At 65.3% G+C, this 18,122-nt stretch carries 17 protein-coding genes; 9 read left to right on the top strand and 8 right to left on the bottom strand.

Going from position 1 to position 18,122, the window contains the following annotated elements; all coding sequences use genetic code 11:
- Positions 1-239: 239 nt before the first annotated feature.
- The 6 genes from XI02_RS32840 to XI02_RS32815 all read right to left on the bottom strand — a co-directional run bounded on the left by XI02_RS32840 (position 240) and on the right by XI02_RS32815 (position 4,643).
- Positions 240-1,001 (bottom strand): slipin family protein, encoded by a 762-nt coding sequence (locus XI02_RS32840; protein WP_018273118.1) that lies wholly within the window; start codon positions 999-1,001, stop codon positions 240-242.
- The gene (locus tag XI02_RS32835) at positions 998-2,407 is read right to left on the bottom strand and encodes a nodulation protein NfeD (RefSeq protein WP_172647336.1); all 1,410 of its coding nucleotides are present in this window, start codon (positions 2,405-2,407) and stop codon (positions 998-1,000) included. Before XI02_RS32835 ends, XI02_RS32840 begins: the two co-directional genes overlap by 4 nt.
- 115 nt (positions 2,408-2,522) lie before the next feature.
- Positions 2,523-3,452: a 4-hydroxy-tetrahydrodipicolinate synthase gene (dapA, locus tag XI02_RS32830; RefSeq protein WP_172647337.1), complete on the bottom strand. Its 930-nt coding sequence runs from the start codon at positions 3,450-3,452 to the stop codon at positions 2,523-2,525.
- 7 nt (positions 3,453-3,459) lie between these two features.
- Positions 3,460-3,714, bottom strand: coding sequence for a hypothetical protein (locus XI02_RS32825; RefSeq protein WP_172647338.1), 255 nt, complete (start codon positions 3,712-3,714; stop codon positions 3,460-3,462).
- Positions 3,715-3,889: 175 nt separating this feature from the next.
- A complete protein-coding gene (locus tag XI02_RS32820; protein WP_172647339.1) occupies positions 3,890-4,165 on the bottom strand; it encodes a hypothetical protein in 276 nt (91 codons plus the stop codon).
- A 13-nt stretch (positions 4,166-4,178) separates the two neighbouring features.
- On the bottom strand, positions 4,179-4,643 hold the full coding sequence (locus XI02_RS32815) for a hypothetical protein (protein WP_172647340.1): 465 nt from the start codon (positions 4,641-4,643) through the stop codon (positions 4,179-4,181).
- A gap of 406 nt (positions 4,644-5,049) precedes the next feature.
- Here XI02_RS32815 and XI02_RS32810 point away from each other — a divergent pair, with 406 nt between their 5' ends.
- The 7 genes from XI02_RS32810 (at position 5,050) to XI02_RS32780 (ending at position 13,547) form a co-directional block, all read left to right on the top strand.
- The gene (locus XI02_RS32810) at positions 5,050-5,139 is read left to right on the top strand and encodes a K(+)-transporting ATPase subunit F (protein WP_016846764.1); all 90 of its coding nucleotides are present in this window, start codon (positions 5,050-5,052) and stop codon (positions 5,137-5,139) included.
- 119 nt (positions 5,140-5,258) lie between these two features.
- Positions 5,259-6,962 carry a potassium-transporting ATPase subunit KdpA gene (gene kdpA, locus XI02_RS32805; protein WP_018273111.1) on the top strand — a complete coding sequence of 568 codons (1,704 nt, stop codon included), beginning with the start codon at positions 5,259-5,261 and terminating at the stop codon, positions 6,960-6,962.
- 24 nt (positions 6,963-6,986) lie between these two features.
- Positions 6,987-9,101 carry a potassium-transporting ATPase subunit KdpB gene (kdpB, locus tag XI02_RS32800; protein ID WP_172647341.1) on the top strand — a complete coding sequence of 705 codons (2,115 nt, stop codon included), beginning with the start codon at positions 6,987-6,989 and terminating at the stop codon, positions 9,099-9,101.
- Positions 9,102-9,113: 12 nt separating this feature from the next.
- Positions 9,114-9,719, top strand: a complete 606-nt coding sequence (locus tag XI02_RS32795) for a K(+)-transporting ATPase subunit C (protein ID WP_172647342.1) — start codon at positions 9,114-9,116, stop codon at positions 9,717-9,719.
- A 39-nt stretch (positions 9,720-9,758) separates the two neighbouring features.
- Positions 9,759-12,470 carry a sensor histidine kinase KdpD gene (locus tag XI02_RS32790; protein ID WP_172647343.1) on the top strand — a complete coding sequence of 904 codons (2,712 nt, stop codon included), beginning with the start codon at positions 9,759-9,761 and terminating at the stop codon, positions 12,468-12,470.
- Positions 12,467-13,156 (top strand): response regulator, encoded by a 690-nt coding sequence (locus XI02_RS32785; protein ID WP_018273107.1) that lies wholly within the window; start codon positions 12,467-12,469, stop codon positions 13,154-13,156. The genes XI02_RS32790 and XI02_RS32785 overlap by 4 nt, the downstream gene beginning before the upstream one ends.
- Positions 13,157-13,304: 148 nt before the next feature.
- Positions 13,305-13,547, top strand: coding sequence for a DUF6496 domain-containing protein (locus tag XI02_RS32780; protein ID WP_172647344.1), 243 nt, complete (start codon positions 13,305-13,307; stop codon positions 13,545-13,547).
- 112 nt (positions 13,548-13,659) lie between these two features.
- Here XI02_RS32780 and XI02_RS32775 read toward each other — a convergent pair whose 3' ends face one another.
- Positions 13,660-14,541, bottom strand: a complete 882-nt coding sequence (locus XI02_RS32775) for a Ku protein (RefSeq protein ID WP_172647345.1) — start codon at positions 14,539-14,541, stop codon at positions 13,660-13,662.
- Between the two features lie 116 nt (positions 14,542-14,657).
- On the opposite strand from XI02_RS32775, the gene ligD reads away from it, so the two are divergent.
- Positions 14,658-17,297: a DNA ligase D gene (gene ligD / locus XI02_RS32770; protein WP_172647346.1), complete on the top strand. Its 2,640-nt coding sequence runs from the start codon at positions 14,658-14,660 to the stop codon at positions 17,295-17,297.
- Between the two features lie 176 nt (positions 17,298-17,473).
- On the opposite strand, the gene XI02_RS32765 is transcribed toward ligD, so the two are convergent.
- A complete protein-coding gene (locus XI02_RS32765; RefSeq protein WP_016846774.1) occupies positions 17,474-17,638 on the bottom strand; it encodes a DUF3309 family protein in 165 nt (54 codons plus the stop codon).
- Positions 17,639-17,806: 168 nt separating this feature from the next.
- On the opposite strand from XI02_RS32765, the gene XI02_RS32760 reads away from it, so the two are divergent.
- Entirely contained in the window at positions 17,807-18,115 is a 309-nt protein-coding gene (locus XI02_RS32760) for a polyhydroxyalkanoic acid system family protein (RefSeq protein ID WP_016846775.1), read from the top strand.
- Positions 18,116-18,122: the final 7 nt, after the last annotated feature.

The raw sequence follows: 18,122 nt of genomic DNA, 5'->3' as shown, positions 1-18,122 counted from the left end.
ATGACTTTACTCGGAATCGGCGACGGACTCCGCTTCACCTCGCCCCGCGTGCGGGGAGAGGTCGGAACGCATCGTTAGATGCGTTCCGGGTGAGGGGGAGCCCCCGCAAACGCAGCTATCACTGTGTAAGCGGAGACGGCCCCTCACCCCAACCCTCTCCCCGCAAGCGCGGGGAGAGGGAGCGCGGTGCCGTCGTAGTCGCTACACAGCCCAATCTCATCAAGCTTTGGCAAACCAGCTCATGTCGCTTCACGTCGCGGCGCCAGATGATCGAGCAGGTTCATCGGGAGCGGGAAGACCACGGTCGAGGAGCGCTCGCCGGCAATGTCGTGCAGCGCCGCGAAGTAGCGCAGCTGCATCGCCTGCGGCTCCTGGGCGAGGATCCGGCCGGCCTCGACCAGCTTCTCGGCGGCCTGCTGCTCGCCCATCGCGTTGATCACCTTGGCGCGCCGCAGCCGTTCCGCCTCGGCCTGCTTGGCGATCGCCCGCACCATCGTCTCGTTGATATCGATATCCTTGATCTCGACCGCGGTGACCTTGATGCCCCAGACGTCGGTCTGCTTGTCGAGGGTCTCCTGGATATCGGCGTTGAGCCGGTCGCGTTCCGCCAGCATCTCGTCGAGCTCGTGCTTGCCGAGCACCGAGCGCAGCGTGGTCTGCGCAAGCTGGCTGGTCGCGGCCATGTAATCGCTGACCTTGATGATGGCGCGCTCGGGATCGACGATGCGAAAGTACAGCACGGCGTTGACCTTGACCGAGACGTTGTCGCGCGAAATCACGTCCTGCGGCGGTACCACCTGCACCACCACCCTGAGATCGACTTTCACCAGCTGCTGCACCACCGGAATCAGGATGATGAGCCCCGGGCCCTTCACCCCGGTGAAACGGCCGAGCGTGAAGATGACGCCACGCTCGTATTCGCGCAGCACGCGCACCGCCTGGGTCAGGAAGATGACGACCAGCAGCGCGATCGCCGCATAGGTGAAATAATCAAGCATCATGCTGTACCTCCTTCGCCGGCGGATGCCGGCGCACGCCGCACGACCAGCGTCAAATCGATGATGTTGGCGACCTCGACCGTGTCTCCCGCCGTGAATGTCTCGGTGCTGCGCGCTTGCCAGCGTTCGCCGTTGGTGAAGACGTGACCAGTGGTCTCGGACCAGTCGAGCACCTCGGCCGATAGCCCGCGCATGGCTTGCGCACCGATCCGCACCGGGCCCTTGCGCGCGCGGCGGAGCGCGCCGAGCACGACGAGAATGAGCCCCGTGAACATCGCGGCGACGATGCCGATGACCGGCCATGACAGCCGGTATCCGGGCGCCTCGATCCGAAACAGCATGGCTGCTCCAAGCACGAAGGCGACTATTCCTCCGAGGCCGATCACGACGGTCGGATTGAAGGCTTCGATTGCGAGCAGCGCGATCCCGACCAGCATCAGGGCGAAGCCGGCGTAGTTGATCGGCAGCATGTTGAGCGCGTAGAGACCGAGCAGCAGGCAGATCGTCCCGACAACCCCCGGCGCCACGGCACCGGGCGACATGAACTCGAAGATCAGGCCGTAGATGCCGACCATCAGGAGAATGAATGCGATGTTGGGGTCGGTGATGACCGCAAGCGTGCGCGCGATCCAGGTGGGATCGATGGCCTCGATCGCGGCGTCCCTGGTCGCCAGGCGTTGCGTCTTGCCGCCTGGGAGCTCGATGGTCCGGCCATCGACCTGCCTGAGCAGGTCGGCCGGATCGCGCGCGGTGAGATCAATGACGTTGGCTTGCAGCGCAGCGTTGGCGGAGAGGGTAGCGGCATCGCGCACCGCCTTCTCGGCCCAGTCGGCATTGCGGCCACGCAATTCGGCGAGGCTGCGGATGAAGGCAACGGCATCATTCGTCACCTTCGCCGTCATGGCATCCTTGGTTTCGGACGGATGACCGCCGTCCTTCTGGTCCTTGCCGCCCTTGTCCGGGGTGCTGCCCGGCAGCCCCGGTATCGGGCCGCCAATCTGCACCGGCGTCGCGGCGCCGATATTGGTGCCGGGCGCCATGGCCGCGAGATGAGTCGCATAGAGGATATAGGTCCCGGCGCTCGCGGCATGGGCGCCGGAGGGCGCAACATAGCCGACCACGGGAACGGGCGAGGCCAGCACGTCGGCGATGATCTCGCGCATGCTGGTGCTGAGGCCGCCCGGCGTATTCAAACGCAGGATGACAATTTCGGCGCGACGCTCGGCGGCCTTGGCCAGGCCGTCCTTGACGTAGCTGGCCGCTGCCGGCCCGATTGCCCCGTCGATTGAAATGGTCAGGGCAAGATGGCTGTTGTCCGCGGCCGGACCGGGACGGATGGAGACAACCAGAGCGACCAGGACGGTCGCAACAACGAGGGCCGCCTTGAAGGTGGTGTGCACGGCAAGCACTCCCTTGCCGTGGATATGGGGCGCCGTTTCGGAACCTCAAGTTGGCGTCGTGTCACCGACACCCGTGTGCTGATCGCATTGTGCATTGCGATGGGCTATGTCGGGTCGGCAAATCTCAATGCGCGGCCGCGAGGTACTCGTCGGCAAGCTCAGCGATCGCCTGCGAGACCTCGGCCTTTGCCGACCCGTTCAATTGCACGATCGGCAGCCGCGTCGCCGGCTGCATGAATCCCAGAAGCGCCAGCGCGAACTTCAATGCGGCGGGATGCTCGCGCTCCAGCAAGGTCGCAAGCGGCACCAGCCGCTGGTGCAACTCCCGCGCCTGATACAACCGTCCCTCGCGGAAATGCCTGTGAACGGCCACGTACAGATCGGGCGCGACGTTCGTCACGGCCGAGATGCAGCCATCGCCACCGGCGGCGAGCCAGGCCAGCGAGGAGGCGTCGTCGCCGCTCAGCATCCGGAATGTCGCCGGCAGGCGTGAGCGCAGGCGTGCCAGCCGGGCAACGTCACCGCTGCCGTCGCGCAATCCCACGAAGCGCGGCGATGCGGCGAGCTCGAGCAGCGTCTCGTCGGCAAGGCCCTTCACCGTGCGCGACGGAATGTCGTGCAGGATGACAGGCAGCGTGGTGGCCGCGGCGACGGCGCGGAAATGCGCCGCCGTACCCTGTGGCATCGGCTTGTTGTAATAGGGCACGACCGACATGACGGCGTCGGCGCCGGCCGCTTCCACGGCGCGGGCCAGCGTGACGGCATGATCGGTCGCGTTCGATCCGGCGCCGGCGATGATGCGAACCCGCTTGCGCGCGACGCTTGCGGCGATGCGCACGAGCTGCACGCGGTCCGCGGGCTCCAGCGTCGTGCTTTCACCGGCGGTCTCGCCGACCACCAGCGCGGTGGCGCCCGCCGCGATCTGGCGCTCGCACAGCCGGCCGAACGCGTCCGCGTCGATTTCGCCCCGATGGTTGAAGGGGGTCGGAAGATCGGGGATGAAGCCCGACAGCCATGCGGCCGTGTCGGCTTTCGCAGCCGTTTGCCAGGTCATGGGCGGCTCACGCCACGCGGCTTGCGGGGAGGCTCGCGGTCTCGCCGCGCATATCGAGCTCGATCTCACGCGACAGCTCGACGATCATTTCGGGATGCTGGCCGTTCTCGAACAGCGCGTATTTGACAGCCTGGGCGCGGTTGACGAACAGGCCGCCATAGAGGCCGTTCTGTTGCTGGGCGACCCACTGGCCGCGATGGTTGCGGCCGATGAAGACGATGGTGGACGCTGCGCTACACGAGGGAGGCTCGATGAGTTTCACGGTGGTATTCCTTCTTTTTATTTCTGAAGCGCTTTCGTCACGCGAATCGGTATCCACTTCGCTCGAAAGCGCTTCAGTCACAGTCACGCGATCAATGTCTGATTTGCCGGATATGAAATCGAGCGCGAAGGACGGCCGACTTCATAGGAGCGGCATAGGATTTTCCGGGATGGATTCAGAGGCGCTGGACGATGCCGGTGCCGAGCGCGCACAGCGCGACGTAGGCGGTCATCTCATCCCAGTGGTTGAGGTTTGCGGCAAACGGCATTTCGCGCCTGGCGATCCCGGCAAAGGCGCAGATCACGGCCGACATCCACAACAGCGTGACGATGCCCTTGCCGAAGCCCGCGCCGGCGAACACGGCAAAGCCGATCATGATGGCAAGCCGGAAGCCGAACCGGACCATGACCTGGACCGACTGCAGCTGTCGCGGCAGTTGTTTGGTGTCCACGGCGGCGCCGCCTTCAGCCGATATTGTCGACGAACAGCGGCTCGTATAGCGCGCGCGTGTCGCGACGGACGGTCGGCACGCTGGTTCGGCTATCGGGCGTCGAGATCCGCTGCGCCTCGACGAAGGCGCTGAGGATCGCGAGCGCAAGATCGGCATGGCGGGACTCGATCGACTGGTCGAGCCAGTCCGGCAGCTCGCGTTCGCGCGACAACGCGCAGTGCCACTCGCCCTCGTCATAGACCAGACGGCGGATCTGCCATTGCGGCAGTTCCAGATCGAGCAGCGCGATCGCGGCGTCGGTCCAGGCGCCTGACTGGATCAGGCGCTCGATCTGGCGGGTCTTGCCGCTCTGTCCGACCGAGGGAAAGCGCCGGCAGGTCTGGGTGATGATGTCGGCCATGAATTCGGCTGTCACCGCATAGGCATCGCGCAGCCGTTCGCCGAGATCGGTCGAGGTGTTTTGGGAAAGCACTGACATAGCGTCATCTCGTCTTGCGCGGCCCAAGAAAGCCAAGCTCAAGGCATTGGCCGCAGGCTGAAAATGGCCGGAGTGCCATTTGAAAACGAGATGAGGGGAGGGGCGGAGATATAGGGATTCCATAAAGACCACGCGTCGTCCCGGCCTTCGCCGGGACGACGGCTGCGCAGGTCGTGGCACTTATACGATTCCTATAACGTCCTTATTCGCCACCTCTCGAAAACCTATGCCCCGGATGGCACCTCACGGCCATCCGGCGCGGAGCGCTTATACGATCGCCCCGCGCCCCCTCGGATGCATAGGAGTCTCTCATGATGGATATTCTCATGGCGGCGCTCGCGATCGGCTTCTTCGCGGCCGGCATCGGCTACGCCTACGCCTGTGAACGACTGTAACGGAGGCGGCGATGATCTTCGATTATTCGCTCGCCGGCCTCGTCTCGCTCGGCCTGCTGTTCTACCTCACCTACGCATTGCTGCGGCCCGAACGCTTCTAGGCGGTCGGCGATGCTTGCGCTTTGCACAATTCTGTTGGCCGACGCGGTGCTGACCGGGCTGTTGCTCGGCGTGTTCGCGTCGATGCTGCGCTTCGCTCCCATTCGAAAGGTTTGACGCAATGACCGTCATCGGCTGGATTCAAATTATTCTGTTTTGCGCGATCGTTGCCGCGCTGGTCAAACCGCTCGGCTGGTACATGACCCGCGTGTTCAATGGCGAACGCACCTTCCTGTCGCCCGTGCTGCGCCCGGTCGAGCTCGGCATCTACTGGGTCGGCGGCGTCGACGAGCGGCGCGAGCAGCACTGGCTGACCTATACGGTCGCCATGCTGCTGTTCCATGTCGGCGGCTTCGCCATCATCTACGGCCTGATGCGGCTGCAGGCGGTGCTGCCGTTCAATCCGGCCGGGCAGTCGGCGGTTGCCGAGGACCTCTCCTTCAACACCGCGATCTCCTTCATCACCAACACCAACTGGCAGAACTACGGCGGCGAGAGCACGCTGTCCTATCTGGTCCAGATGCTGGGCCTGACCCACCAGAACTTCCTGTCGGCCGCGACCGGCATCGCGCTGGCGATGGCGCTGATCCGCGGCTTCACCCGCTCGTCGATGCGCACCGTCGGCAATTTCTGGGTCGATGTCACCCGCTGCACGCTCTATGTGCTGCTGCCGATCTGCATCGTCTATGCGCTGTTCCTGGTTTGGCAGGGTATGCCGCAGACGCTTCACGCCTATATCGACGCCACCACGCTGGAGGGCGGCAAGCAGACCATCGCGCTCGGGCCTGTCGCCTCGCAGGTTGCGATCAAGATGCTCGGCACCAATGGTGGCGGCTTCTTCAACGCCAACGCCGCGCATCCCTTCGAGAACCCGACCGGGCTGTCGAACCTCGTGCAGATGGTCTCGATCTTCGCGCTCGGCGCCGCCATGACCAACGTGTTCGGCCGCATGGTCGGTAACGAGCGCCAGGGCTGGGCGATCTTCGCCGTGATGGGCATCCTGTTCGTCGCCGGCGTCACCGTCACCTATTGGGCGGAGGCCAACGGCACCTCGGCGCTGCACGCGCTCGGCCTCACCGGGGGCAACATGGAGGGCAAGGAGGTCCGCTTCGGCATCGTCGCGTCCTCGCTGTTTGCCGTGATCACCACCGCCGCCTCCTGCGGCGCGGTCAATGCGATGCATGACAGCTTCACCGCGCTCGGCGGCATGATCCCGCTGATCAACATGCAGCTCGGCGAGATCATCGTCGGCGGCGTCGGCGCCGGCCTCTACGGGATGCTGCTGTTCGTCGTGCTGGCGATCTTCGTCGCCGGCCTGATGGTCGGCCGCACCCCGGAATACGTTGGCAAGAAGATCGAGGCGCGCGAAGTCAAGATGGCGATGCTCGCGATCCTGGTGCTGCCGCTGATGTATCTCGGCTGGACCGCCGTTGGCGTGGTGTACCCGACCGCAGTCGCATCGATGGCCAATGCCGGCCCTCACGGCTTCAGCGAGGTACTCTACGCCTTCACCTCGCAGACCGCCAACAACGGTTCGGCTTTCGCCGGCCTCACCGGCAATATTCTCTTCTACAATCTCGCCGGCGCATGCGCGATGTTCGTCGGCCGCTTCTTCATGATCGTACCGGCCATGGCCATCGCGGGATCGTTGGCGGAGAAGAAGACCCATCCGCCGTCGGCAGGGACGTTCCCGACGACTGGCGGGCTGTTCGTCGGCCTGGTCGTCGGCGTCATCCTGATCATCGGCGGTCTGACCTTCTTCCCAGCGCTGGCGCTCGGACCGATCGTCGAGCACCTCGCGATGAACGCCAACAACCTGTTCTGATCGAATTAGATTGGAGTGACATCCATGGAAACCATGAAACTGCAGAAGCAGGTGAAGGCGTCGACCATGCTCGACCCGAAGATCCTGGTGCCGGCGATCTCGTCGGCCTTCGTCAAGCTCGATCCGAGGCTGATGGTGAAGAACCCCGTCATGTTCGTGGTCGAGATCGTCGCCGCGTTGACCACCGTCATCTTCGTGCGCGATCTCGTCACCGGCGGCGCCAGCCTGGGCTTCACCTTCCAGATCATCCTCTGGCTCTGGTTCACGGTGCTGTTCGCCAACTTCGCCGAGGCCGTCGCCGAAGGCCGTGGCAAGGCGCAGGCGGAGTCGCTGAAGAAGACCCGTACCGAGAGCCAGGCCAAGCTGTTGACCGGCACCGACCGGACCTATCGCATGGTGCCCGGCACTTCGCTGAAGGTCGGCGACATCGTGCTGGTCGAGGCCGGCGACAACATCCCCTCCGACGGCGAGGTGATCGAAGGCGTGGCCTCGGTCAATGAAGCCGCGATCACCGGTGAATCCGCGCCTGTGATCCGCGAGTCCGGCGGCGATCGTTCCGCGGTCACCGGCGGCACCCAGGTGCTGTCGGACTGGATCCGCGTCCGCATCACCGCGGCGCAAGGCTCGACCTTCATCGATCGCATGATCAAGCTGGTGGAGGGCGCCGAGCGGCAGAAGACGCCGAACGAGATCGCGCTCAACATCCTGCTGGCGGGTCTCACCATCATCTTCGTGTTCGCCACGGTGACGATTCCGAGCTATGCGGCCTATGCCGGCGGCTCGATCTCGGTCGTGGTGCTGGTCGCGCTGTTCGTCACGCTGATCCCGACCACGATCGGCGCGCTATTGTCGGCGATCGGCATCGCCGGCATGGACCGCCTGGTGCGCTTCAACGTGCTGGCGATGTCCGGTCGCGCGGTGGAGGCCGCCGGCGACGTCGATACGCTGCTGCTGGACAAGACCGGCACCATCACGCTCGGCAACCGCCAGGCGACCGCGTTTCGTCCGATCCGCGGCGTCTCCGAACAGGAGCTGGCTGACGCGGCGCAGCTTGCCTCGCTCGCCGACGAAACGCCGGAGGGCCGCTCGATCGTGGTGCTCGCCAAGGAGAAGTACGGCATCCGCGGCCGCGACATGCACGAGCTTGCCGCGACCTTCGTGCCGTTCACGGCGCAGACCCGCATGAGCGGTATCGATGCCGGCTCATCTTCGGTCCGCAAGGGCGCGGTGGACGCCATCCTGAACCACATCAACGGTGGCAGCGCGTCGACAACGACCGAGGGCAGCACCGTTCGTGCCATCCAGGCGAATGTCAACACGGATGCCGCACGCGAGTTGCAGGCGATATCCGATGAGATCGCCAAGGCCGGCGGCACACCGTTGGCTGTCGCCAAGGACGGCCGCCTGCTCGGCGTGATCCACCTCAAGGATATCGTCAAGGGCGGTATCCGCGAGCGCTTCGCCGAATTGCGTCGTATGGGCATCCGCACCGTGATGATCACCGGCGACAACCCGATGACCGCGGCTGCGATCGCGGCCGAGGCCGGCGTCGACGACTTCCTGGCGCAGGCAACCCCCGAGGACAAGCTCAAGCTGATCCGCGACGAGCAGTCCAAGGGCAAGCTGGTCGCGATGTGCGGCGACGGTACCAACGACGCGCCGGCGCTCGCGCAGGCCGATGTCGGCGTGGCCATGAACACCGGCACGCAGGCCGCCCGCGAAGCCGGCAACATGGTCGACCTCGATTCCAACCCGACCAAGCTGATCGAGGTGGTCGAGATCGGCAAGCAGCTGCTGATGACCCGCGGCGCGCTGACCACGTTCTCGATCGCCAACGACGTCGCGAAGTATTTTGCGATCATCCCGGCGATGTTCCTCGCGTTCTATCCGCAGCTTCAGGTGCTCAACATCATGCATCTGGCGAGTCCGCAGAGCGCGATCCTGTCGGCGATCATCTTCAACGCGCTGATCATCATTGCGCTGATCCCGCTGGCGCTGAAGGGCGTCAAGTACCGCGCGGTCGGTGCCGGCGCGTTGCTCAGCCGCAACCTGATGATCTACGGCGTGGGTGGCATCATCATCCCGTTCATCGGCATCAAGGCGATCGACCTCGTCGTCGCCGCTTTGGGCCTGGCTTAAGGAGCCGCAATCATGCTGAAAGAAATCCGCCCCGCCATCCTCGTGCTGGTCCTGCTGACCGCGATCACGGGCCTTGCCTATCCGCTCGCCATCACCGGGATCGCCGGCGTCATCTTCCCGCGGCAGGCGCAAGGCAGCCTGATCGAGCAGGACGGCAAGGTGATCGGCTCCGCCCTGATCGGGCAGGAGTTCAAGGAAGACAAATACTTCCACGGCCGGCCGTCGGCAACGGTCGCGCCCGATCCGAACGACTCCGCGAAGACCGTGCCGGCGCCTTATAACGCGGCCAATTCCGGCGGCTCCAACCTCGGTCCGACCAGCAAGGCGCTGAACGACCGGGTCAAGGAGGATGTCGAGAAGCTGAAGGCGGAGAACCCGTCCGCCAGCGTGCCGGTCGATCTCGTCACCACGTCGGGCAGCGGGCTCGATCCGGATATCTCGCCGGACGCCGCGCTGTTCCAGGTGCCGCGGGTCGCCAAGGCGCGCAGCATGTCCGAGGACGCGGTGCGCGAGCTGGTGACGCAGAACACGCAAGGCCGCTTCGCCGGCGTCATCGGTGAGCCCCGCGTTAACGTTCTTGCGCTCAACCTGGCGCTCGACGCGGCAAACGCAAAATAGGGGAGTAGGCTGTCTCTCGCAGGATGACTATATTGCGGTATGGCCAATCAGCGCGACCCTGACAAACGACCCTCGCCGGATGCGCTGCTGGAGGCGGCGCGCCGGGAGACCGATCGATCGGGCCGGTTGAAGATCTTCATCGGCGCCGCCCCCGGCGTCGGCAAGACCTACGAGATGCTCTCGAGCGCCCACGCCCGCCTCAAGGCGGGCGTCGACGTCGTGGTCGGCGTCGTCGAAACCCACGGACGGGCGGAGACGGAGGCCCTGCTCAAGGGCCTCGAAGTGATACCGCGGAAGCGGCTGGCTTATCGCGACCAGACGCTCGAAGAGATGGACCTCGATGCATTGATCGCGCGACGGCCGCAGCTCGCGCTGGTCGACGAGCTCGCCCATACCAATGCGCCGGGCAGCCGGCATCCCAAGCGCTATCTCGACGTCGAGGAGTTGCTGTCGCACGGCATCGACGTCTACACCGCGATCAACATCCAGCACATCGAGAGCCTCAACGACGTCGTCGCGCAGATCACCCATGTGCGGGTGCGCGAGACGGTGCCCGACTCGGTGGTCGATCGCGCCGATGCGATCGAGCTGATCGACCTGACGCCCGACGATCTGATCCAGCGGCTCAAGGAGGGCAAGGTCTATGTGCCCAAGCAGGCCGAACGGGCGCTGGAACACTATTTCTCGCCCGGCAATCTGACCGCGCTGCGCGAGCTGGCGCTGCGCCGCACCGCCGAGCGGGTCGACGAGCAGCTGCTCAACCACATGCAGGCCAATGCGATCCAAGGGCCCTGGGCCGCCGGTGAGCGCATCCTGGTCTGCCTGAGCGAGGATCCGCGCGCGGCCGGCCTCGTGCGCTACACCAAGCGCCTCGCCGACCGGCTGCATGCGCAATGGACCGCGGTCAGCATCGAGACGCGGCGCAGCCTGCAGCTGAGCGACGAGCAGCGCGACCGGCTGGCCGACACCATGCGGCTCGCGGAATCGCTCGGCGGCGAGGCGCTGACGCTTCCCGGCGTCGGCCGCCGCATCGCCGACGACGTCATCAATTTCGCCCAGGCCAACAACGTCACCCAGATCATCATCGGCAAGTCGACGCGCTCGCGCTGGTTCGAGCTGACGCATGGATCCGTGGTGCACGATCTGGTGCGGCGCGCCGGCAATATCAGCGTCAACGTGATCGCCGGCGACGAGTTGCCGGTCGGCAAGGCGGCGGTGCAAACCGCGCAGCGGCAGGAGCCGTTCAATCCGCGGCCCTATCTGATGGCGCTGCTGCTGGCGGCGCTCGGGCTCGGCGCGGCCAAGCTGATCCAACCGTTCTTCGGCATCGAGAATGTCGACCTCGTCTTCCTGACCGCCGTGGTCGGCGCCGCGGCGCGCTACGGCCTCGGGCCGTCGCTGCTGGCGAGCGTCGCGGCCTCGCTGTGCTACAATTTCTTCTTCCTGCCGCCGGTCTATACCTTCACCATCACCGACCCGACCAATGTCGCGGCGTTCTTCTTCTTCATGCTGATCGCGCTTCTGGTCTCCAACGTCGCGGCGCGGGTGCGCACCCAGGCCGACACCGCGATCAGCCGCGTCCGCACCACCGAATCGCTCTATGCCTTCAGCCGCAAGCTCGCCGGCACCGCGACGCTGGACGACGTGTTGTGGGCGACCGCCTACCAGATCGCGCTGATGCTCAAGGTGCGCGTGGTGCTGCTGCTGCCTGAGGACGGAATGCTGACCGTCAAGAGCGGCTATCCGCCGGAGGATCAGCTCGATCAGGCCGATCTCGCCGCCGCCAATTGGGCCTGGGGCAACGATCGCCCGGCCGGCCGCGGCTCCGACACGCTGCCGGGGGGAAAACGGCTGTTCCTGCCGATGCGCACCGGCCGCGGCCCGATCGGGGTGATCGGCATCGACGACGACCGCACCGGGCCCTTGCTGACGCCGGACCAGCGCCGGCTGCTCGATGCGCTGGTCGACCAGGGCGCGCTCGCGATCGAGCGCGTGCTGCTGGTCGAGGACATGGACCGCGTCAAGCGCACGGTGGAATCCGACCGGCTGCGCGGCGCGCTCCTGACCTCGATCTCGCACGACCTCAAGACGCCGCTGGCCTCGGTGCTCGGCTCGGCCTCGGCGCTGCGCGACCTCGGCGCCAACCTGAGCGATGCCCAGAAGCACGATCTGCTCGCCACCGTGATCGACGAGTCCGAGCGGCTGAATCGATTCATCGCCAATCTGCTCGACATGACCAAGCTGGAATCCGGCGCGATCGTGCCCAACACGGCGCGGCACGATGTCGGCGAGATCGTCGGCAGCGCGCTGCGCCGGGCGAGCAAGATCCTGGTGCATCACCGGGTGTCGCTGGAGCTCGCGGCCGACCTGCCGATGCTGGAGCTCGACGCCGTGCTGTTCGAGCAGGTGCTGTTCAACCTGCTCGACAATGCCGCCAAATACGCCCCATCGGACACCACGATCTCGATCCGCGGCGCCCGCGACCGCGACACGATCGCACTGCAGGTCCTCGACGAAGGCAACGGCATCCCCGCGGCCGAGCTCGAAAGCGTGTTCGACAAATTCTATCGCGCCGAGAAGGGCGACCATGTCCGCCCCGGCACCGGCCTCGGACTTGCAATCTCGCGCGGCTTCGTCGAGGCGATGCGCGGCACGATCGCAGCGGCCAACCGCGCCGACCGCAGCGGCGCCGTCATTACCATCCGCCTGCCGATCCCCGCCGACACCAACGCGCTGGACACTGCTGCATGAACGCCACGCCGATCAAGGTCCTGATCATCGACGACGAGCCGCCGATCCGCAAGCTGCTGCGGATGGGACTGAGCACGCAGGGCTACGACATTCTCGAGGCATCCAACGGCAAGCTGGCGCTGGAGATGCTGGCCGAGGGGCCGGCGCTGATCATCCTCGACCTCGGCTTACCCGACATCCAGGGCCACGATCTCCTGCGCATGATCCGCGGCCGCAACGAGAGCGTGCCGATCGTGGTGCTGTCGAGCCGCGGCGACGAGGCCGGCAAGGTGCAGGCGCTCGACCTCGGCGCCGACGATTATCTGACCAAGCCGTTCGGCATGGACGAATTGCTGGCGCGGTTGCGCGCGGCGCTGCGGCACCAGTTGCAGGTGCAGGGCGAGCGGCCGGTGTTCCGCTCCGGCGATCTCTCGGTCGACCTGGTGCGCCGGATCGTCAAGGTCGGCGACAGGGAGATCAAGCTGTCGCCGAAGGAATATGACCTGTTGCGCGTGCTGGTGCAGCATGCCGGCAAGGTGCTGACCCACCGCTTCCTCTTGAAGGAATTGTGGGACGAGCTGACCGACGCGCAATATCTGCGGGTCTATGTGCGCCAGCTTCGCCAGAAGATCGAGGCCGACCCCGAGCGTCCGCAATTCGTGCTGACCGAGACCGGCATCGGCTATCGGCTGCGCGCGGCGGACTGACATGTAGCCCGGATGAGCGAAGCGATATCCGGGGCATCTCCCGCATGTCGCTGCGCTCATGCGGGCTACGTTGGTGCCGTCGCCCGACGACACCAAACGGAACTTTCGCTGCCATCGAGGCTTGTTTTCCGTTAGCGGGAGACAACCCATGGCAAGGAAGTATTCGCGGAAGGCATCGCGCGATGTCGAGCGCGCGATGAAGAAACGCAAGGCCGGCACGCTGCGCAGCGGCCGGTCCAAGAAGAAGGTGAAGAGCCGCAAGCAGGCGATCGCGATCGGGCTATCCGAGGCGCGTGCCAAGCGGCGGAAGGTGCCGAAGAAGGCGTCCAAGAAGAATACGGCGAAGAAGCGCAAGACTGCCAAGAAGCGGAAGAGCTCGAAGAAGAAGTAGCGGACGAGTTGCATCCATCCGTCATTGCGAGGAGCGTAGCGACGAAGCAATCCATCCCTCCGCGTGTGTGGAGAGATGGATTGCTTCGCTGCGCTCGCGAGGACGAGAGATCTCACCCCGCCTTGCGCCGCCGCGCGCTTGACCGGTGCGCCTTCTTGGCGGCGCGGCGATGCGCGGTCGGGCGGCGTGCGGTGGAGCGCCTTGCGCCGCTCTTGCCGCCCTTGAGGCTCTGCTGCAGCGCGTCCATCAGGCTCACGACGTTGCTTGGCTTCTCCTCGCGCTCGGCGGCCTTGATCGGCTTGCCGGCCGCCTTGCGGCGGACCAGGGCCTTCAGCGCGGTCTCATACTCGTCCTTGAATTTCGACGGATCGAAATGCGCAGCCTTGCTGTCGAGGATATGGCCGGCGAGCTCGATCATGTCTTTCGTGACCTTTGGGCTCTTGATGTCGTCGAAATAATCATCGGCGTCGCGCAGCTCGTAGGGGTAGCGCAAGGTGGTGCCGAGCATACCCTTGTCGAGCGGCTCGATCGCGATCACATGCTCGCGGTTGGTCAGCACGATCCGCGCCAGCGCGACGCGGTCCTGATCCTTCATGGCGTCGCGGATCACCGCGAACGCGTCGACGCCGGCCTTGCCGTCGGGCCTGATATAGTAGGGGTGGTCGAGATAGCGCTTGTCGATCTCGCCCTCGGGCACGAAGCTGTCGATGTCGATGGTATGGTTGCTCTCGATCTGGACCGCCTCGAGCTCGTCCTTCTCGATCTCGACATATTTGCCCTTGCTGACCTCGTAGCCACGGCCCTTCTGGTCGCCCTCGACGACGTCGCCGGTCTCGGTATCGACCATCTGCTGCTTCAGCCGGTTGCCGGTCTCCCGGTTGATCATGTGGAAGCGGGTCTTCTCGACCGCGGTCGAGGCCGGGTAGAGCGCCACCGGGCATGACACCAGCGAGAGCTTGAGCGTGCCTTTCCAGTAGGCGCGGGGAGCGGCCATGATCGCCTCCAAACAGCTTGAGTTTGGAACTTGAACGGATACCGTGGGTTTTGGTTCCTGATGGCCGCACGGAGGCGGCGGCCGTCGTTTGCGCCGAGGGTTTTCCGAGGTTTGTTGTGTCGCTGAGAAACCTGTCCACCTATCGCAAGAAGCGCGACTTCGAGAAGACCAGCGAGCCGTCGGGCGACGTCAAGGTCGCACCCAGCAAGCAGCGGCGCTTCGTCATCCAGAAGCACGACGCGACGCGGCTGCATTACGATCTGAGGCTCGAATTCGACGGCGTCTTCAAGTCCTGGGCGGTGACGCGCGGGCCGTCGCTCGATCCGCATGACAAGCGGCTGGCGGTGGAGGTCGAGGATCATCCGCTCGACTATGGCGATTTCGAAGGCACCATTCCCGAAGGCCAGTATGGCGGCGGCACGGTGCAGCTGTGGGATCGCGGCACCTGGGAATCGGACGATCCCGAGCGCGGCTTCAGGAAGGGCGACCTGAAGTTCACGCTCGAGGGCGACAAGCTGCACGGCAGCTGGGTGCTGGTGCGGATGAAGGGGGACCGCTTTGGCGGCAAGCGCACCAACTGGCTCCTGATCAAGCACCGCGACGAATATGCCGTTGACGGCAACGGCGAGGAGATCCTCGACGAGGACCGTTCGGTCGCCTCCGGACGCTCGATGGCGCAGATCGCGGCCGGCAAGGGCCGGGCGCCGAAGCCGTTCATGCTGGCCAAGGGCAACGGCAAGGCCAAAGCTGACGCGGTCTGGCAGTCCAACCACGGCATGGCCGCGGACGCGCGTGCCAGGACCAAGGCGCCTGCGCCCAAGGAGCGGCTGAAAGTGGCGCGGCAGGCGAAACCGAAGCAGGTATCGGAGATGCCTGATTTCGTCGCGCCACAGCTGTGCCGGGCCGTCGAAGCGCCGCCCGGCGGCGCCGGCTGGTGCCATGAGATCAAGTTCGACGGCTACCGCGTGCAGCTCCGTGTCGAAGACGGCGAGGCCGTGCTGAAGACGCGCAAGGGGCTCGACTGGACCGCCAAGTTCGGCGCGATCGTGAAGGAGGCGGAGAAGCTGCCCAACGCGCTGATCGATGGCGAGATCGTCGCGCTCGACAAGTACGGCACGCCGCATTTTTCGACTCTGCAGGCCGCGCTCTCCGACGGCCAGACGGATCGGCTGATCTTCTACGCGTTCGACCTGCTGTTCGCCGGTACCGAAGATCTTCGCCCGCTGCCGCTCATCGAGCGCAAGGCGCGGCTGAAGAAGCTGCTCGCCGTGCGCAAGAATAACCCTTTGATCCGCTACGTCGAGCATTTCGAGGAAAGCGGCGAGACCGTGCTGGATTCGGCCCGCAAGCTCGACCTCGAAGGCATCGTCTCCAAGCGGCTGGACAGGCCCTACCGCTCCGGCCGGTCGGATGATTGGACCAAGGCGAAGGTTCGCGCCGGCCATGAGGTGGTGCTCGGCGGCTGGAAGACCACCAACGGCAAATTCCGCTCGCTGATGGCGGGCGTCTATCGCGGCGATCATCTGGCGTTTGTCGGCATCGTCGGCACCGGCTTCGGCCAGGATACCGTCCGCCGCATCATGCCGGCGCTGAAGGCGGCGGAGGCGGACAAGAGCCCGTTCGGCGGCAAGGACGCGCCGAAGAAGACCCGCGACGTGCACTGGCTGAAGCCGGAGCTGGTCGCCGAAATCGAGTTCGCCGGCTGGACCGATGCCGGAAATATCCGCCAGGCCGCCTTCAAGGGCCTGCGCCAGGACAAGCCGGCGCACGAGGTCGTGGCCGAGCGGCCGGTTGTAACCAAAGTGGTGAAGCCGATGGCCAAGGGCGTGGCGAAGAAGGGCACCGGGAAGGCGTCCAGCGAGGTGATGGGCGTCGTCATCTCGCATCCGGACAAGGCGCTGTGGCCTGATGCGGGCGATGGCGAGCCGGTGACCAAGCTCGACCTCGCCAACTATTTCGAGGCGGTCGGCGAATGGATGATCTCCTATCTCAAAGGTCGGCCGTGCTCGATCGTGCGTGCGCCCGACGGCATCAAGGGCGAGACCTTCTTCCAGCGTCATGCGATGGCCGGCACGTCGAAACTGCTCAAGCTTGCGAAGGTCTCGGGCGACCGCAAACCCTATCTGCAGATCGACCAGGTCGAGGGCCTGGCGGCGGTTGCGCAGGCCGGCGGCCTCGAACTGCATCCCTGGAATTGCGCGCCCGATGCCTATGACACGCCGGGCCGGCTGGTGTTCGATCTCGATCCCGCGCCCGATGTCGCGTTCGCCGACGTGATCGACGCCGCCAAGGACATGCGGCAGCGGCTGACCGCGGTCGGCCTCGAAAGCTTCTGCAAGACCACCGGCGGCAAGGGGCTGCACGTCGTCGCACCGCTGCTCGCAGGCAGCAGGGACAAGGTGACGTGGAAGGAGGCCAAGGCGTTCGCGCAGGCGGTCTGCCAGTGGATGGCCCAGGACGATCCCGAGCGCTATCTGATCAACATGTCCAAGGCCAAGCGCACGGGAAAGATCTTCCTCGACTATTTGCGCAACGACAGGATGTCGACGGCGGTCGCGGTGTTGTCGCCGCGGGCGCGTCCGGGAGCGACGGTGTCGATGCCGTTGACCTGGCCGCAGCTGCGCGGTGATCTCGATCCGAAGAAATTCACGCTACGCACCGTGCCGGCCTTGCTCGCCAAGACGAAAGCCTGGGATGGCTACGAGGACGCAGCGTCGTCGATCAAGTCGGCGATGAAGAAGCTCGCGGCGCAGTAGAAACTGTTGGGCAAGCTCGTGCCGCCGGGCTTGGTTCGTCATACCCCGCGGAAGCGGGGTATCCGGTATGCCGCGGCTTATCGGTTCAATCGCAAGCGTCTCTGGAATACTGGATCACCCGCTTTCGCGGGTGATGACAGTCGTTGATGGTGGATCGGGTACAGTGCCGCCACGCGCTACAGTCGTCCCATCAGGAGCAGGATCAGCAGGATCACGATGACCAGACCGAGCCCGCCGCCGCCGTAATAACCGGTGCCGTAAAACGGTCCGCCGCCGATGCCGCTGAAGCCACCAAGCAGCGCAATGATCAGAATGATGAGAAGGATCGTTCCAATTGACATCTAGCGTCTCCTCAGCCCCGCGGGCTCGTCTCGTTTCTGCCCTTCGGGAAGGAAAACAACCCGTAACTGTGAAGGTTCCGGAGTTGGCGGTGCGATAAAACTGTGTGGTTCTTCCGTTTGCCTTGGAACAGAACTACATCAACGAAATCCACAGAGGAGTGCATCGCAATGTCGGCGCCGCTGATCGTTTCGATACCCCATAGCCTCGGCCGCGACGAGGCGATGCGCCGCTTGAAAACGGGCCTGTCGCGCGCGACGGCGAACCTGCCGGTGCTGAGCGTCGACGAGGAGCGCTGGGACGATAACCGCATGAGTTTTCGCGTCCGCGCGCTGGGGCAGGTCGCGGCCGGGCATGTCGATGTCGAGGATGCCCATGTGCGCGTCGAGGTAACGCTGCCGTGGCTGCTGCAACGGTTCGCCGAGGTCGCGCAGGTGGCGATCCAGAAGCGCGGGAAGTTGCTGCTGACCAAGCGCTGATGCAGGA

The organism is Bradyrhizobium sp. CCBAU 21365 (genome assembly GCF_015291305.1).
GTDB lineage: Bacteria > Pseudomonadota > Alphaproteobacteria > Rhizobiales > Xanthobacteraceae > Bradyrhizobium > Bradyrhizobium elkanii.
Note: the sequence above shows the minus strand (reverse complement) of the source record. Positions and strands in the feature narration are given on the sequence as shown.

What these genes read in the sequence shown, in the direction of transcription:
- XI02_RS32840 (WP_018273118.1), bottom strand. Translation starts at nt 1,001, where the DNA reads ATGATGCTTGATTATTTCACCTATGCGGCGATCGCGCTGCTGGTCGTC.
- dapA (WP_172647337.1), bottom strand. Translation starts at nt 3,452, where the DNA reads ATGACCTGGCAAACGGCTGCGAAAGCCGACACGGCCGCATGGCTGTCG.
- XI02_RS32815 (WP_172647340.1), bottom strand. Translation starts at nt 4,643, where the DNA reads ATGTCAGTGCTTTCCCAAAACACCTCGACCGATCTCGGCGAACGGCTG.
- XI02_RS32810 (WP_016846764.1), top strand. Translation starts at nt 5,050, where the DNA reads ATGATCTTCGATTATTCGCTCGCCGGCCTCGTCTCGCTCGGCCTGCTG.
- kdpA (WP_018273111.1), top strand. Translation starts at nt 5,259, where the DNA reads ATGACCGTCATCGGCTGGATTCAAATTATTCTGTTTTGCGCGATCGTT.
- kdpB (WP_172647341.1), top strand. Translation starts at nt 6,987, where the DNA reads ATGGAAACCATGAAACTGCAGAAGCAGGTGAAGGCGTCGACCATGCTC.
- XI02_RS32795 (WP_172647342.1), top strand. Translation starts at nt 9,114, where the DNA reads ATGCTGAAAGAAATCCGCCCCGCCATCCTCGTGCTGGTCCTGCTGACC.
- XI02_RS32790 (WP_172647343.1), top strand. Translation starts at nt 9,759, where the DNA reads ATGGCCAATCAGCGCGACCCTGACAAACGACCCTCGCCGGATGCGCTG.
- XI02_RS32785 (WP_018273107.1), top strand. Translation starts at nt 12,467, where the DNA reads ATGAACGCCACGCCGATCAAGGTCCTGATCATCGACGACGAGCCGCCG.
- XI02_RS32780 (WP_172647344.1), top strand. Translation starts at nt 13,305, where the DNA reads ATGGCAAGGAAGTATTCGCGGAAGGCATCGCGCGATGTCGAGCGCGCG.
- XI02_RS32775 (WP_172647345.1), bottom strand. Translation starts at nt 14,541, where the DNA reads ATGGCCGCTCCCCGCGCCTACTGGAAAGGCACGCTCAAGCTCTCGCTG.
- XI02_RS32765 (WP_016846774.1), bottom strand. Translation starts at nt 17,638, where the DNA reads ATGTCAATTGGAACGATCCTTCTCATCATTCTGATCATTGCGCTGCTT.
- XI02_RS32760 (WP_016846775.1), top strand. Translation starts at nt 17,807, where the DNA reads ATGTCGGCGCCGCTGATCGTTTCGATACCCCATAGCCTCGGCCGCGAC.